The organism is Mesorhizobium sp. M0563 (assembly GCF_040321065.1).
Taxonomy (GTDB): domain Bacteria; phylum Pseudomonadota; class Alphaproteobacteria; order Rhizobiales; family Rhizobiaceae; genus Mesorhizobium.
In genome coordinates, this window is record NZ_JAMYQV010000010.1 from 56,668 (window position 1) to 69,294 (window position 12,627).

A 12,627-nucleotide genomic window follows, 5' to 3' on the forward strand; every position below is an offset into this window, starting at 1 on the left:
CTCGAAAAAATACTGGCCCGATCTCCCGCTGCTGTCAACATCGATTCTGATGGATTTTGATGTTGCTGCGAGTTTTTTCGAGCTTCGGAATAAACGATGACAGCGCCACCTGCATCTGACACTATTTGCCTCATCTGACACTATTTGTCGGCATTACCGACGGCTTCCGGTTCATGAGCGGCCGCGGCAAACCGGGAGGAAAGCAAAACGATGTCGGTCGGAATCCGCCATGACGATTTGCGCCGGCGCAACCGGGCGATGGTGATCTCGGCCGTGCGCCGGGCCGGCCAGCCATCGCGTACGGAGATCGCCGCAACCACCGGCCTCAGCCATTCGACCATATCGGCGATCTCCTCCGACCTGATACGGGAAGGCATCCTCGCCGAGAGCAAGGCAAGCGAACCCGTTTCGTTGAAACGCGGTCGTCCGCAGGTCGGCCTCGCCCTCAATCCGGAAGCGGCGGCGGTGCTGACCGTGGTGTTGTCGCTGAATTTCCTGTCGGCCGCCATCATCGACTATGCGGGGCAGGTGGTCGCCGAGGAACAGCGCCGGCTGGACACGCTGACCATGCCGCGCGACGAACTGATCCGCGAATGCATGGCCATCGTCCGGCGCCGGCTGGACGATCCAGATCTTGACGTCCGCAGTGTCGCCCGCATCGCCCTGGCGATTCAGGGAATTACCGACTCCCCTGCACGCGCCATGCTGTGGTCGCCGATCACGCCCCAGACGGACATCGCCTTTGCCGACATGCTGGAAGATGAATTCGGCATCCCGGCCACGGTGGAGAACGACTGCAATATGATGGCGGTGGCTTTGCGCTGGCGCGATCCGGATCGCTATCGCGACGACTTCATCGCCATCCTGCTTTCGCACGGCATCGGCATGGGGCTGGTGTTGAAGGGCGAGCTGTTCACCGGCACGCATTCCTCGGGCGGCGAGTTTGGCCACATGATCCATCGTCCGGGCGGCGCGCTCTGCCGTTGCGGGCGGCGCGGCTGCATCGAGGCCTATGCCGGCAATTACGCCATCTGGCGCAACGCCACGCAGATGAGCGAAGACAGCCAACCGGTCGCCGACGTCAGCGACGCCGACATGCGCGCGCTGGCGGTTCGGGCGCGCGAGAAGGACGGGCCGGAACGCGATGCCTACCGCAAGGCCGGCGAAGCGCTGGGTTTCGGTCTCGGCTCGCTGTTCGCGCTGATCGATCCGGCACCGGTCGCAATGGTCGGCGCCAGTGCCGCCGCCTTTGATCTGATCGAGCCGGCCTTGCGGAAGGCCATCGCCCAGACCGCCGGCGGCCAGCATTCGGGCTCGATCTCCTTCGATACCGAGCCGAACGAATTGCCGCTGATCCGCGAAGGCTGTGCAATGCGGGCGTTAAGCTTCGTCGACCAGCAGATTTTCGCGCCGGGCGCGCAAATGAGGCCCGGCGTCAGAAAGAACGTAGCCTGACTGGGCGGGTCAATCTTCCCTGATCGCGTAGCCGGCACCGCGGATGGTGCGGATGACATCAGGCATGCGGCCGTTGTTGACGGCTTTGCGCAGCCGCCCGACATGCACGTCGACGGTGCGTTCGTCGATATAGATCGTCTCGCCCCAGACATTATCGAGTAACTGGCTGCGCGAGAAGACGCGGCCCGGATGCCGCATCATGAATTCGAGCAACCGGAATTCGGTCGGCCCGAGCCGGATCTCGGTCTTCTTGCGATACACCCTGTGCGATTCGCGATCGAGCACGATGTCGCCGACCTTCAGCACGCTGGACAGCACTTCCGGCTTGGCGCGGCGCAGCAGCGCCTTGACCCTGGCCATGAATTCCGGTGTCGAAAACGGTTTGACCAGATAGTCGTCGGCGCCGGTCGAAAGACCGCGTACCCGGTCGCTCTCCTCGCCGCGCGCGGTCAGCATGATGATCGGCAGCCGTTCGGTTTCGGGGCGCACCCGCAACCGGCGGCAGAGCTCGATGCCGGAAACCGCTGGTATCATCCAGTCGAGCACCAGAAGATCGGGCACATTCTCCTGCAAACGGATCTCGGCTTCGTCGCCGCGTGTCACCACCTCGACCTGGTAGCCTTCGGATTCGAGATTGTAGCGGAGCAGCACACCCAACGGCTCCTCGTCCTCCACCACCATTATGCGTGGTGCGATCATCGGCTGGGCACCCCCATCATGTCGCCGGTGCGGACATTGTCGTTTCGTCTTGCTTCGGACGATTGACCGGCAATTGCTCGCCGGTCAGCACATAATACGCATTTTCGGCGATGTTGGTGACATGGTCGCCGATCCGCTCCAGATTCTTGGCGCAGAACAGCAGATGCGTGCAAGCGGTGATGTTGCGCGGGTCTTCCATCATGTAGGTCAACAGTTCGCGGAACACCGACGTATATTTGACGTCGATGCGCTCGTCGGCGGCGCGTAGCTTGGCCAACGCGGCCGCATCGCCTGCAGCATACTCCTCGATGACGCCCTGCACCTGGATGAGCACCAGCTGCGCCATCGCATCGATGGAATGCGATAGGTCGCGCGGTGTGACGCTAAGGCCGACCGCACTCACACGCTTGGCGATATTCTTGGCAAGGTCGCCGATGCGTTCGAGATCGCCGGCCATGCGGATCGCCCCGACGACATGGCGCAGATCGTGGGCCATCGGCTGGCGCTTGGCGATCAGGGTGATGGCGCGGTCGTCCAGTTCGCGTTGACGCGCATCCATGATGGCATCGTCGGAAACGACGCGTTGCGCCAGCACGTTGTCAGAATTCAACAGGGCCTTGGTCGCCCCGCCGACCATCGAACCGGCGAGGTCGGCCATGTCGCGGATCAGCTTGCTGATCTGCTCGAGATCCTCGTCGAAAGAAGCGACTGTGTGTTCGCCCATGGTCCTGTCCTCATATGCGTGATCGGAACGGCTCAGCCGAAGCGGCCGGTGATGTAATCCTGCGTGCGCTTCTCGCGGGGCGACGTGAAGATCTTCTCGGTCCGGTCGAACTCTACCAGTTCACCCAGATACATGAAGGCGGTCTGGCGCGATACGCGCGCCGCCTGCTGCATGTTGTGGGTGACGATGACGATCGTGTAGTCGGCTTGCAATTCGTCGATCAGTTCCTCGATCTTGGCGGTCGACAGCGGGTCGAGTGCCGAAGCCGGCTCGTCGAGCAGAATGACTTCCGGCTTCACCGCCACGGTGCGGGCAATACAAAGCCGCTGCTGCTGGCCGCCTGACAGGCTCAAGCCGCTGGCGTTGAGCTTGTCCTTGACCTCGCCCCACAGCGCGGCCCGCTTCAACGCTTGTTCGACGCGGCCGTCCATTTCGGACTTGCCCAGATTCTCATAAAGCCTGACGCCGAAGGCGATGTTCTCGTAGATCGACATCGGGAACGGCGTCGGCTTCTGGAACACCATGCCGATCTTGGTCCTCAGGAGATTGAGGTCCTGCGAGCGGTCGAGAATGTTCTTGCCGTCGAGCAGCACCTGGCCCTCGGCTGTCTGCTTCGGGTAGAGTTCGTAGATGCGGTTGAACACACGCAGCAGCGTCGATTTCCCGCAGCCCGAAGGGCCGATGAAGGCAGTGACGCTGCGCTCGGGCAGCGACAAGGTGATGTCCTTCAACGCCTTGCTCTGGCCGTAGTAGAAGTTGAGGTTCTTGACCTCGATCTTCGTCTTCTCGGCGACCGTCTCGGTCATCGTCATGTCCGCGGACAACATCTGTGTCATCTGTCCTCTCTGCGTCCGGTAAGGCTGCGGGCGAGGATGCTCAAGCCCAGAACCGTCAGGGTGATTATGAGTGCGCCGGTCCACGCCAGTTGCTGCCATTCCTCGTAAGGGCTGAGAGCGAACTGGAAGATGGTCACCGGCACGCTGGCCATCGGCGCGTTGATATTGCTGCTCCAGAACTGGTTGTTGAGCGCGGTGAAGAGCAGCGGCGCCGTCTCGCCGGAAATGCGTGCTATCGCCAGCAATATGCCGGTGACGATGCCGGACAATGCGGCGCGGTAGGCGACCGAACGGATCACCACCCAGCGCGGCGCGCCGATCGCGGCGCCGGCTTCACGCAACGCGTTCGGCACCAGGTTGAGCATGTCTTCAGTGGTGCGCACGACCACCGGAATGACCAGGATGGCAAGCGCAACGGCGCCGGCTATGGCCGAGAAATGCCCCATTGGCCGCACCATCAACTCATAGACGAACAAGCCGATGATGATCGACGGCGCCGACAACAGGATGTCGTTGATGAAGCGCACGACGGTGGTGATGCGCGAGAAACGCCCATATTCGGCCATGTAGGTTCCCGCCAGCACGCCGATCGGCGTGCCGACGACAACGGCGATGATCGTCATCAGCAGGCTGCCCGCGATTGCATTGAGCAGGCCGCCGGCCTCGCCTGGCGGTGGCGTCATCTCGGTGAAGACCGCGAACGAAAGCCCGGCTGTGCCCTTATAGACCAGTGCACCGAGAATGAGCGCCAGCCAGGCAAGCCCGATGCCGGCGGCGACGACGCAAAGCGCCATCATCACCGAATTTCTGGCTTTGCGGCGGCTGTGGAGCGATGAGGATGTCGACATCGGTCAGGCTCCCGTACGGGCGTCGATCCGCATCAGCATATAGCGGGCGGCGGCAAGGATCAGGAAAGTGATGACGAACAGGATCAGGCCGAGCGAAACCAGGGAAGAGGTGTAGAGATCGCCGTCGGCCTCGGTGAATTCATTGGCGATGGTCGCCGAGATGGTCGTGCCCGGCGCGAACAGGGAGGCGCTGATGCGGTGGGCGTTGCCGATGACGAAGGTCACCGCCATGGTTTCGCCGAGCGCGCGGCCGAGGCCAAGCATGACGCCGCCCATGATACCGATGCGGGTATAGGGAATGACCACGCGCCGGGTCACTTCCCAGGTCGTGCAACCGATGCCGTAGGCCGATTCCTTCAGCACCGCCGGCACCGTATCGAAGACGTCCTTGGTGATCGAGGTGATGAAGGGCAGCACCATGATGGCGAGGATCAGCGCCGAGGTCAGAAGGCCGATGCCGTAAGGAGGGCCGGCGAAAAGGCTGGATAGTCCCGGCACGCCGTGGAAGATGTTGATGATGAAGGGCTGTATCGTCGTCTGCAGGAACGGCGCGAACACGAACAGGCCCCAGATGCCGTAGATGATCGAGGGAATGCCGGCCAACAGCTCGACCGCTATGCCGATCGGGCGCCTGAGCGGGCGCGGGCAGAGTTCGGTGAGAAACACGGCAATGCCGATGCCGATCGGAACCGCGATCAGGATGGCGATGGCCGCCGTGACCAGCGTGCCGTAGATCGGCGCCAGCGCGCCAAATTTTTCCGTTACCGGATTCCAGCTTTCAGTCGTCAGGAAAGAGAACCCGAAGGACGACAGGGCCTGCCATGAGCCGGCAAACAGCGAGATTGCGACACCACCGAGGATGACCAGCACAAGAATTGCGGAAGCGCGGGTGAGTCCGCGGAATATGGCGTCTGTGAGCGCGAAGCGCCGCACCGTAGCTTCCCTGGCCCGGGCTGCAGATGATAGCATGGCATCGGAAGCGATGGTCATTGGGTCCTCGCGATTGAAGGCAACAGGGAGGGCGCCGTCGACGCCCTCCCTGGAGGAGATTACATAGCCGAGTAGAGCGGCTTGCCGTCGCTGCCGACGACTTCCTTGGCCCACATGGCCTTGACGCTCTCGACCACCTTGTCGGGCATCGGAACGTAGTCCAGCTCGCCGGCCATCTCGTCGCCCTTGTCGTATGCCCAGGCGAAGAATTTGAGCGCTTCGCCGGTGGTCGCGGCATCGTCCGGCTTCTTGTACAGGAGGATCCACGTTGCCGCCGTCATCGGCCAGGACTCGGCGCCCGGCTCGTTGGCGAGGATGACGCCATAGCCCGGCTGCGAGCTCCAGTCGGCATTGGCCGCTGCCGCCGAGAATGCCGCCGCGGTGGGTTCGACCTTCTTGCCGTCCTTGTTGATCATGTCGGTGTGGGTGAGCTTGTTCTGCTTGGCATAGGCGTATTCGACATAGCCGATCGCGCCGCCGGTCTGGGAGACGTTGTTGGCAACGCCCTCATTGCCCTTGGCGCCGATGCCCACGGGCCATTCCACGGCCTTGTCGACGCCGACCTTTTCTTTCCAGTCCGCGCTGACGTCGCCGAGGTAGTATGTGAAGTTGAACGTCGTGCCCGACCCATCAGAACGGTGAACGACCGCGATCGCCTGCGAAGGCAGCTTGACGTCGGGATTGAGCTTCTTGATCGCCTCGTCATCCCAGCTCGTGATCTTGCCGAGGAAGATGTCGGCTAGCGTCGGGCCGTCGAGAACCAACTCGCCCGGCCTGATGCCTTCGAGGTTGACGACGGGAACGATGCCGCCCATCACCATCGGGAACTGAGCCAATCCGGACGATTCAAGCTCTTCGCCTTTCAGCGGCGCATCAGAAGCGCCGAAGGTAACGGTCTTGGCTTTGATCTGCTTGATGCCGCCGCCGGAACCGATCGACTGATAGTTAAGCCCAATGCCGGTGTCTTTCTTGTAGGTGTCGGCCCACTTCGCATAGATCGGGTAGGGGAAGGTGGCGCCGGCGCCAGAGATGTCCGCGGCGAGCGCGGCGGACAGGGTGAGGGTAGTCGTCGCCGCAGCCATTGCAATCGCAACGGCCGCCGAGCGGATGAAATGTCTCATGTGGCCTGCTCCTGTTCGGAATATGGTCTCTCGGCGCCATTCCTCCGGCGCCCGCTGAGGCCAATAGCCCCCGATTATTACAGTCGCATGACAGTTTCATGTCGCTCCGGTAACGTCGTCCAGCCGGGTTAAGAAGGAACGGCCGCGGGCTTTGTCGGCATGGGCCGCGGTTTGCCGCTGGAATCAGCAGCTTGCGTGAATTCCGGCCGGCTTTGTCCGCTCGACGATAGCAGCCACTGACCTTGAGAAGAAAAAAGCCGGACGGGAGCGCGTTGCATGCAGCCAGAACGTGTCATGGCCGCGCCATCGCCGAAACAGGTCCGTTGGGGTAAATCTGACCCTGTTTCTTGCCGGCGGTCGCTGCTCCCGCCCGTAACTGGAGGAGCGGAACTTCGAATATCCCATTGTCGCGACTGAGCGCGCCATTGGGTATGGTGCGATCGCACCATGGCCTTACGCTGGAAGCGGTGACGAATCGCAAGGTTTTAACTCGCCTCGCGCTGGACCTCCATCCGCGCCCGACCCGGCGCTCGATCTTTCGAGCGGGGCCTTCGACTGGAAGTGCGACGATTTCTACTTCACCTTACCTACTCCCTCTGCACTATTCCGCCGGTTGTCGGTTGGGCCGAAGCAGCGTTATAAGCTTGCAGGGGTGTTGCTGATGTTTCGACGGATTCTGCCTGTCTTCCTGTGCCTGGCGCTGCTTCTGGGAACCGGCTGCGCGCGCAGCTATGACGGCACCGTGATCATTCCCAAGCCGCTCGATGTTCGCCGTTTCTGGGACCGGCCTTCTCCGCAGGCGCAAGCCGAACAGTCGCAGCTGGAGACCGATGTCTTTCCTGTGGCGCCTCAAACGCCGAAAAGGCCGGCGGTGCGCCGGAGCGCAGCTTCCGTTGCAGCGCCACGAAGGAAGGTCGCCAATCCGCCCATGCTGTCATCGGAGCCGGCGAAGCCGCTCACCTGCAGGAATGTCAGCCAGCCCGGCAAACGGGCCCGCATGGTCTGCGAATAACCAACCGGCCGTCGGTCGATGCGTGCGGCTGTAGGCCTTGAAGCGGCTATCCGGCCAGCCGTTCGCCGTCTCGGGACATCGCCTGCCTTGGTCAGTCCGCCGGGAAAAAGGCCGGCCCGACCACTCTCACCGGCCGCGCGCCGATCGCTCTTTCGACCGACTGATGCTGGGCAGCCCCTGGTACCTCGGCAACCAGCGTTTTTTCCCCTGCGAGAGCGGTACCGGCGGTTTGGATCCCGGATTCAGGAATTTCCGCGACGATGCCAAAATCCGGCTTTGCCGTCGGCAACGGAATGATGGCGTTGCTCATGTTGGCCGGTGTCACGGTTCGTGCCCTGAGTTCGGCGACGCGCTGGTAATAGCGCTTGACATCGCAGGCCTTGAAGTTCGCGTCGTCGCGGTACCTGAAGGCGGTCGCAAGCTCCACATAGGGCTTTTGCGTCTCGAGCGCGATCATCTCTTCGGTCTCGCGGGTGGCATCGCTCAGCGTATAGAGTTCGACGCCGGCATCGTCGCAGATATAGCGGCACTGATCGACCGTTTCCTTCAGATCGTCGTTCTTGGCGAACTGCGATTTTGGCGCGGGGAAGAAATATCCGTCCGACAAGCGAACGCAAAACAGCATCCGATTGCCACCCATTATTGCGCCTGCGGACTGAGGTTTTGGTGCTGTGCGCTGCTGTGCCTGCGGCTGGTTCTGCTGCGCCTGCTGCTTCTTGGCAGCGGGGGCGGCGCAGCCTAGCGCGACGAACCTGGCCTTCAGGCCGGAGGTGTCCCTGCCCGAATTCGACAGTCTGGCGATCTGCCGTTGCACCTCCGCCTTGCTGCTTACGAGGTCGGCGCAGGGGTTGAAGAAGAACCCGGCCGTTTTCGCCGTGCATCGGCGCTGTCTCTCCAGCCTTTGAATCGCGGCGAGTTGCCGGCGTAGTTGGGCAAGCTCGGGGCTGGTCCCGGCGCCACGCCCCGCCGAAAGCAATTGGCTCCTGATCGCGCCGCAGCTATCCGCATAGGAGGAGGACGTGCCGAGCGCAACGGCTATTGCCGACACCAGCATCAGAATCGTGAGAAGCCAGAAGCGTGTCATTGGAGCGACCATTGTCCTTGTTGCGCCGAGAACAGGATTTCTTTGTCGACTATGGATAAGTACTGGCTAAATCAGTTTTACCTAATTGAGGTAGACCGCACCGCCACCAGAGACTTTAGTTCTAGTGTATTATATCCGCTGGCGTAAATTCAATATTACATTTTTATTTCAAGATTGAGACGAACCGGCAGCAACGCCGGCGAACTCGCGCCACGGCGAAGTTTGAAGCACCCGGCCGGATCCGCACCGCGATCAATCCGGCGTTACCGGCCGGCCGTTGCTGAAACCTTAGCCCCACGTTCGGCGTTGAGCGGCCAAGGAGGAGACCGCAAATGTCGATTCATTTCACTGTCGCGGGCCTGACCAGGAATCTGTTCCATTCACTTGGGCTGGACCATGAACGCACACCGAGGCCGCTCGACCACGAGCAGAGGCTTTTGCTGGAGTGCTATCTCGCCGGCCAGATTCCGGAATCGGCCTGGAGCGACTATGTCTTCGAAATGCCGGAACTGGCGCGACATGTCGAGGCCAGACGAAGCCGCCACTAAAGCGCATCGCGGTCGACCCGGCCTCATGCGACGCGCTTAGGTTCTTGTTTTATGCATGTCGTTGTCGCAAAACCGCTGCACACTTTTGCTCGACATGCGCTAGATCCCGAAAAGTAGAATCCGGTTGTCGGAAAAGATCAAGGCGAAGCCTGCACTCGCGTTGCAGGCTGTTTTTGTTTGGGCGAGTTGAATTGCAGAGTGAACACCTTGCCCGGGATGCCTTCAGCCAGCGCCGGTGAAAGGCTCAACGGCAGGCAGTGGTCCACGGCCGCAATCGCCGCGTCGACAAAAGCTTGCCGCGCCTTGTCGTCGCCGGCCACGCGGATGGCGGTCGGCTTGGGCCGGCCGATCAGCGTGCCATTGCGCCTGAAGCTGAAGCTCAGGGTGACGGTGGAATTCCCGGCATTCGCTGGGGGGGTCCAGCACGCCTGGATGGCAGCCCCGACCTCGGGCATGGTGTTGAGCGTCGCTGCATTCGATTGACCGGCTGCACCCGCCAGCATGGCGCCTGCAATCACCACCATTCCAGCAATGCTTTTCATGACAGGGCCTCTGTCCTTGAACCGCCCTCGAGGACGTGACTAACTTCGATGGTAGGGCCGACATCGGCGATGACAAGGTGCCAGCAACGCGCTTCATCAGCCATGCAGGCGTCGGGAAGCGCCGTCGACCGCAACTTCGGCAGGGCTGCAACAAGCAAAAGGCCGGCGAGCAGCCGACCTTTGCTTTCCATCCGCGCCAGTACATCCGTGGTCGCGGGCTGGAGGTGGATACAGTAGAAAGGGTTTCGGTTAACGAAACCTTAAGCTCCCCACATCGTGCAAACAGGGGAGAGTAAAAAGAATTACCCCAGATCGTTACCGGCTCCTGCAGAACGTACGGACGATCGCCGGCCTACACGTGCCTCAGGCGTTGGCCTGCGACCGCACATAGGCGATATAGCCGCGCACATCGCCGGCCGGCTCGGCATAGGCCTTGCCGAGCTTCTTCTCGATCGCCGTCATATAGTCTTTTGCCCATTGGGGCAGCGCATAGTCGATGACGGCGAGGAACTCGAGCGTCGCCGCCAGACGGATGTCGGCGATCGACGGGTTCTTGCCGCCGATGAACGGCTTGCCGTTCCTGAAGAAGCTGTGAAAGACCTCCAGCGGCTCGGCAATTGCGGCCGCCGCGGCCTTCTGGGCTTCCGATTTCCTGTCGGGATGAGCGTCGCTGTGGCCGACCTCGCCGGCATATTGCGGGAAATTCAGTGCTGGATAGGTGGCGCGCGCCACATAGGGGTAGAGCGTGCCGATCAGGTAGAACATGGCACTGTCGATCATTGCCCGCTTGGCGGGTTCCTTAGGGTACAATTTTTCCAGCCCGTGCTTGTTGGCGAGGTACTGCATGATGGCGCAGCTTTCCCACAAGACACCTCTCGGCAGGCCCTTGTCCTCGATCATCGGGGTCAGGTGGGCCGGGTTTCGCGCCATATATTCAGGCGAGCGCGTGTGGCCCCATACGTCGGTCTCGGAATGGTCGAGCCCGGCCGCGCGCGCAAACACCCGTACGCTCATATTGTTGACGCTCGGCTTCAGCATGCTGAGCATCAGCGCGGGTTTTTTCGCTGATTTCGCTACGGCCTTCCGCGCGGACTTCGCGGATGCCTTGGCTGCAGGTTTTGCGGCGGCTTTCGTTGCCGACTTGGCGGACGCTTTCGACGCCTTGGCAGCAGGCTTTGTCGCGGCCTTGGCAGCTGGTTTCGGAGCGGCCTTGGCGGCCGGCTTCTTCGCACTCTTCGTTGTCGTCTTTGCCATTGTGTCCTCCCTTTGTTTGGCCTGTCGTCAGTATGGATCTTTCGGAGCGCGGTCTTCCGACAAGGTCGCGCGGGAGCGCTCGACAAGCGCCTGGATCGCGTCGGCGAGATGCACCTCGGCTATTGCGTAGTCGCCGCGCGCGACGCGGATCTTGTGCGCCTGCATCAACACGTCGGCATGGGTGAAGCCCGCCGGCGGCTCGAAACGGTAGGAGGCGAGCTCGATCAGCAGGCCGAGCGGATCCTCGAAGTAGATCGAGTCCATGAAGCCGCGATCCTTGACGCCGCTGTGCTTGATGGCGCGCTCGTCGAGCCGGCCGACCGCCTGCAAAAAGGTGACGCGCGACACCGCGAAAGCGATGTGATGGACGCAGCCCGTATCGGTTGGCGTGCGCCGCTTGACCGGCGTGCGGCTCTCGTCGGTGAAGACGGTGATCAGCCGGCCGTCGCCCGGATCGAAATAAAGATGGCTTTCGCTGGCTTTGTCGAGGTTGGGCTGCTCGAAGATGAAAGGCATGCCGAGCACGCCTTCCCAGAAATCGATGGAGCTCTGGCGATCGGCGCCGACCAGCGTGATGTGATGGACGCCTTGTGATTGCAGCTTCTGCATCTGACTCCTCCCGGCCACGCCGTCTTGCCGCCGAACGGAAGTTCGGATGCCCAGTCGCGCTTGGATCAGCGCCCGGCATGTGACCGCGCCCGGCCTCGCTCGCCTGCGCTCCGCATTCCGCATCCTGCAGGAGTGCGGCCGGAGCTTTGATGAACGGATGCTAATTCAATCCGAGGCGTTGCGCCAGAAGCGCTGAGTTTCAAGAACTCCACGCAGGCGCCAAGAGCGGCACCGGGATCGCGGACGCCTTCGCCGAGCTCGCCGAAACGATCCGTCGCCGGCAGCTGTAATGGTGCGGCAGCCCGCAGGTCGCTGGGTTTCCCGAGCGGCCGGTTTGGCGACGGCAGGTCAAAGGGGCCTCGTTGACGCATGCCGCGCCTGGTTCGGATTACGGGCATCCGCGGCCCTTAGATGAAAATCACATATTCTTCATCGGCACGTCGGGATCGACATGTCCCCCATCGGCAGTGATCTTCAGCCGTGAGAGGTAGTGCTCCCATCCCCTTCGGTGGCTGTCACGCTCCTTTGCGTTCGGCAGTCCGCTGTGCGTGAAGCGGATCAGTGTCCCCGCATCCCTCGCGATCAGGTCGATCTCGACATGGCTGGAGCCGGGCGGCACGGTCTCGTTGTCTTCCCAGCCAAAACTGTAGGCAAGACGGTGGACCGGGATCACCTCGGTGAACTCACCGCGGGCCATATGGCGACCACCGACATTGACGAGGAACAGACCGCCCGGCGATGCATCCAAATTCGCTTCGGTCCCGATCCATCGCACGATCTGGTCCGGATCCGTCAAAAGCGCGAACACGGTCGCTTGTGGCGCGGCGACCTCAATCTCTGTGTAAACCGATTCCGCCATCGCTCACTCCAGGTCACATCCGCATCGAATACCGTGCATGATTGAA

Annotated in this window: 14 protein-coding genes; 3 read left to right on the top strand and 11 right to left on the bottom strand. The window is 62.0% G+C overall.

Annotated features, from left to right (window positions below):
- The first annotated feature begins 210 nt into the window (after window positions 1-210).
- Window positions 211-1,455: an ROK family protein gene (locus NKI50_RS14950; protein ID WP_352641761.1), complete on the top strand. Its 1,245-nt coding sequence runs from the start codon at window positions 211-213 to the stop codon at window positions 1,453-1,455.
- A gap of 9 nt (window positions 1,456-1,464) precedes the next feature.
- Here NKI50_RS14950 and phoB read toward each other — a convergent pair whose 3' ends face one another.
- From phoB to pstS, 6 genes are read right to left on the bottom strand one after another with little or no spacing between them, the layout of a single operon-like run.
- Window positions 1,465-2,154 (bottom strand): phosphate regulon transcriptional regulator PhoB, encoded by a 690-nt coding sequence (gene phoB, locus NKI50_RS14955; protein WP_031194536.1) that lies wholly within the window; start codon window positions 2,152-2,154, stop codon window positions 1,465-1,467.
- Between the two features lie 16 nt (window positions 2,155-2,170).
- The gene (gene phoU, locus NKI50_RS14960) at window positions 2,171-2,878 is read right to left on the bottom strand and encodes a phosphate signaling complex protein PhoU (protein ID WP_023720927.1); all 708 of its coding nucleotides are present in this window, start codon (window positions 2,876-2,878) and stop codon (window positions 2,171-2,173) included.
- Between the two features lie 32 nt (window positions 2,879-2,910).
- Entirely contained in the window at window positions 2,911-3,714 is an 804-nt protein-coding gene (gene pstB, locus NKI50_RS14965) for a phosphate ABC transporter ATP-binding protein PstB (RefSeq protein WP_352494192.1), read from the bottom strand.
- The gene (gene pstA, locus NKI50_RS14970) at window positions 3,711-4,562 is read right to left on the bottom strand and encodes a phosphate ABC transporter permease PstA (RefSeq protein WP_352717010.1); all 852 of its coding nucleotides are present in this window, start codon (window positions 4,560-4,562) and stop codon (window positions 3,711-3,713) included. Before pstA ends, pstB begins: the two co-directional genes overlap by 4 nt.
- Before the next feature lie 3 nt (window positions 4,563-4,565).
- Entirely contained in the window at window positions 4,566-5,552 is a 987-nt protein-coding gene (gene pstC, locus NKI50_RS14975; RefSeq protein ID WP_502896305.1) for a phosphate ABC transporter permease subunit PstC, read from the bottom strand.
- Window positions 5,553-5,611: 59 nt separating this feature from the next.
- A complete protein-coding gene (gene pstS, locus NKI50_RS14980) occupies window positions 5,612-6,673 on the bottom strand; it encodes a phosphate ABC transporter substrate-binding protein PstS (RefSeq protein WP_352641758.1) in 1,062 nt (353 codons plus the stop codon).
- 661 nt (window positions 6,674-7,334) lie between these two features.
- Here pstS and NKI50_RS14985 point away from each other — a divergent pair.
- Complete coding sequence (locus NKI50_RS14985) at window positions 7,335-7,685, top strand: hypothetical protein (protein ID WP_023720932.1); 351 nt, start codon at window positions 7,335-7,337, stop codon at window positions 7,683-7,685.
- A 91-nt stretch (window positions 7,686-7,776) separates the two neighbouring features.
- On the opposite strand, the gene NKI50_RS14990 is transcribed toward NKI50_RS14985, so the two are convergent.
- Window positions 7,777-8,769: a DUF2865 domain-containing protein gene (locus tag NKI50_RS14990; RefSeq protein WP_352588335.1), complete on the bottom strand. Its 993-nt coding sequence runs from the start codon at window positions 8,767-8,769 to the stop codon at window positions 7,777-7,779.
- Window positions 8,770-9,101: 332 nt separating this feature from the next.
- On the opposite strand from NKI50_RS14990, the gene NKI50_RS14995 reads away from it, so the two are divergent.
- On the top strand, window positions 9,102-9,317 hold the full coding sequence (locus NKI50_RS14995; protein WP_023720934.1) for a hypothetical protein: 216 nt from the start codon (window positions 9,102-9,104) through the stop codon (window positions 9,315-9,317).
- Window positions 9,318-9,454: 137 nt separating this feature from the next.
- On the opposite strand, the gene tolA is transcribed toward NKI50_RS14995, so the two are convergent.
- From tolA to NKI50_RS15015, 4 genes are all read right to left on the bottom strand, one after another.
- Window positions 9,455-9,841 carry a cell envelope integrity protein TolA gene (gene tolA / locus NKI50_RS15000; RefSeq protein ID WP_352480865.1) on the bottom strand — a complete coding sequence of 129 codons (387 nt, stop codon included), beginning with the start codon at window positions 9,839-9,841 and terminating at the stop codon, window positions 9,455-9,457.
- Window positions 9,842-10,222: 381 nt separating this feature from the next.
- The gene (locus NKI50_RS15005) at window positions 10,223-11,113 is read right to left on the bottom strand and encodes a glutathione S-transferase family protein (protein WP_352588332.1); all 891 of its coding nucleotides are present in this window, start codon (window positions 11,111-11,113) and stop codon (window positions 10,223-10,225) included.
- Between the two features lie 27 nt (window positions 11,114-11,140).
- Window positions 11,141-11,722, bottom strand: a complete 582-nt coding sequence (locus tag NKI50_RS15010; RefSeq protein ID WP_023720938.1) for a VOC family protein — start codon at window positions 11,720-11,722, stop codon at window positions 11,141-11,143.
- Between the two features lie 418 nt (window positions 11,723-12,140).
- Complete coding sequence (locus tag NKI50_RS15015) at window positions 12,141-12,581, bottom strand: SRPBCC family protein (protein ID WP_023678521.1); 441 nt, start codon at window positions 12,579-12,581, stop codon at window positions 12,141-12,143.
- Window positions 12,582-12,627 lie beyond the last annotated feature (46 nt).

Coding starts and splice junctions, on each gene's coding strand:
- phoU (WP_023720927.1), bottom strand. CDS start 2,878: ATGGGCGAACACACAGTCGCTTCTTTCGACGAGGATCTCGAGCAGATC.
- tolA (WP_352480865.1), bottom strand. CDS start 9,841: ATGGTGGTGATTGCAGGCGCCATGCTGGCGGGTGCAGCCGGTCAATCG.
- NKI50_RS14990 (WP_352588335.1), bottom strand. CDS start 8,769: ATGACACGCTTCTGGCTTCTCACGATTCTGATGCTGGTGTCGGCAATA.
- pstC (WP_502896305.1), bottom strand. CDS start 5,552: ATGACCATCGCTTCCGATGCCATGCTATCATCTGCAGCCCGGGCCAGG.
- pstS (WP_352641758.1), bottom strand. CDS start 6,673: ATGAGACATTTCATCCGCTCGGCGGCCGTTGCGATTGCAATGGCTGCG.
- pstB (WP_352494192.1), bottom strand. CDS start 3,714: ATGACACAGATGTTGTCCGCGGACATGACGATGACCGAGACGGTCGCC.
- NKI50_RS15005 (WP_352588332.1), bottom strand. CDS start 11,113: ATGGCAAAGACGACAACGAAGAGTGCGAAGAAGCCGGCCGCCAAGGCC.
- NKI50_RS14985 (WP_023720932.1), top strand. CDS start 7,335: ATGTTTCGACGGATTCTGCCTGTCTTCCTGTGCCTGGCGCTGCTTCTG.
- phoB (WP_031194536.1), bottom strand. CDS start 2,154: ATGATCGCACCACGCATAATGGTGGTGGAGGACGAGGAGCCGTTGGGT.
- NKI50_RS15015 (WP_023678521.1), bottom strand. CDS start 12,581: ATGGCGGAATCGGTTTACACAGAGATTGAGGTCGCCGCGCCACAAGCG.
- NKI50_RS14995 (WP_023720934.1), top strand. CDS start 9,102: ATGTCGATTCATTTCACTGTCGCGGGCCTGACCAGGAATCTGTTCCAT.
- NKI50_RS15010 (WP_023720938.1), bottom strand. CDS start 11,722: ATGCAGAAGCTGCAATCACAAGGCGTCCATCACATCACGCTGGTCGGC.
- NKI50_RS14950 (WP_352641761.1), top strand. CDS start 211: ATGTCGGTCGGAATCCGCCATGACGATTTGCGCCGGCGCAACCGGGCG.
- pstA (WP_352717010.1), bottom strand. CDS start 4,562: ATGTCGACATCCTCATCGCTCCACAGCCGCCGCAAAGCCAGAAATTCG.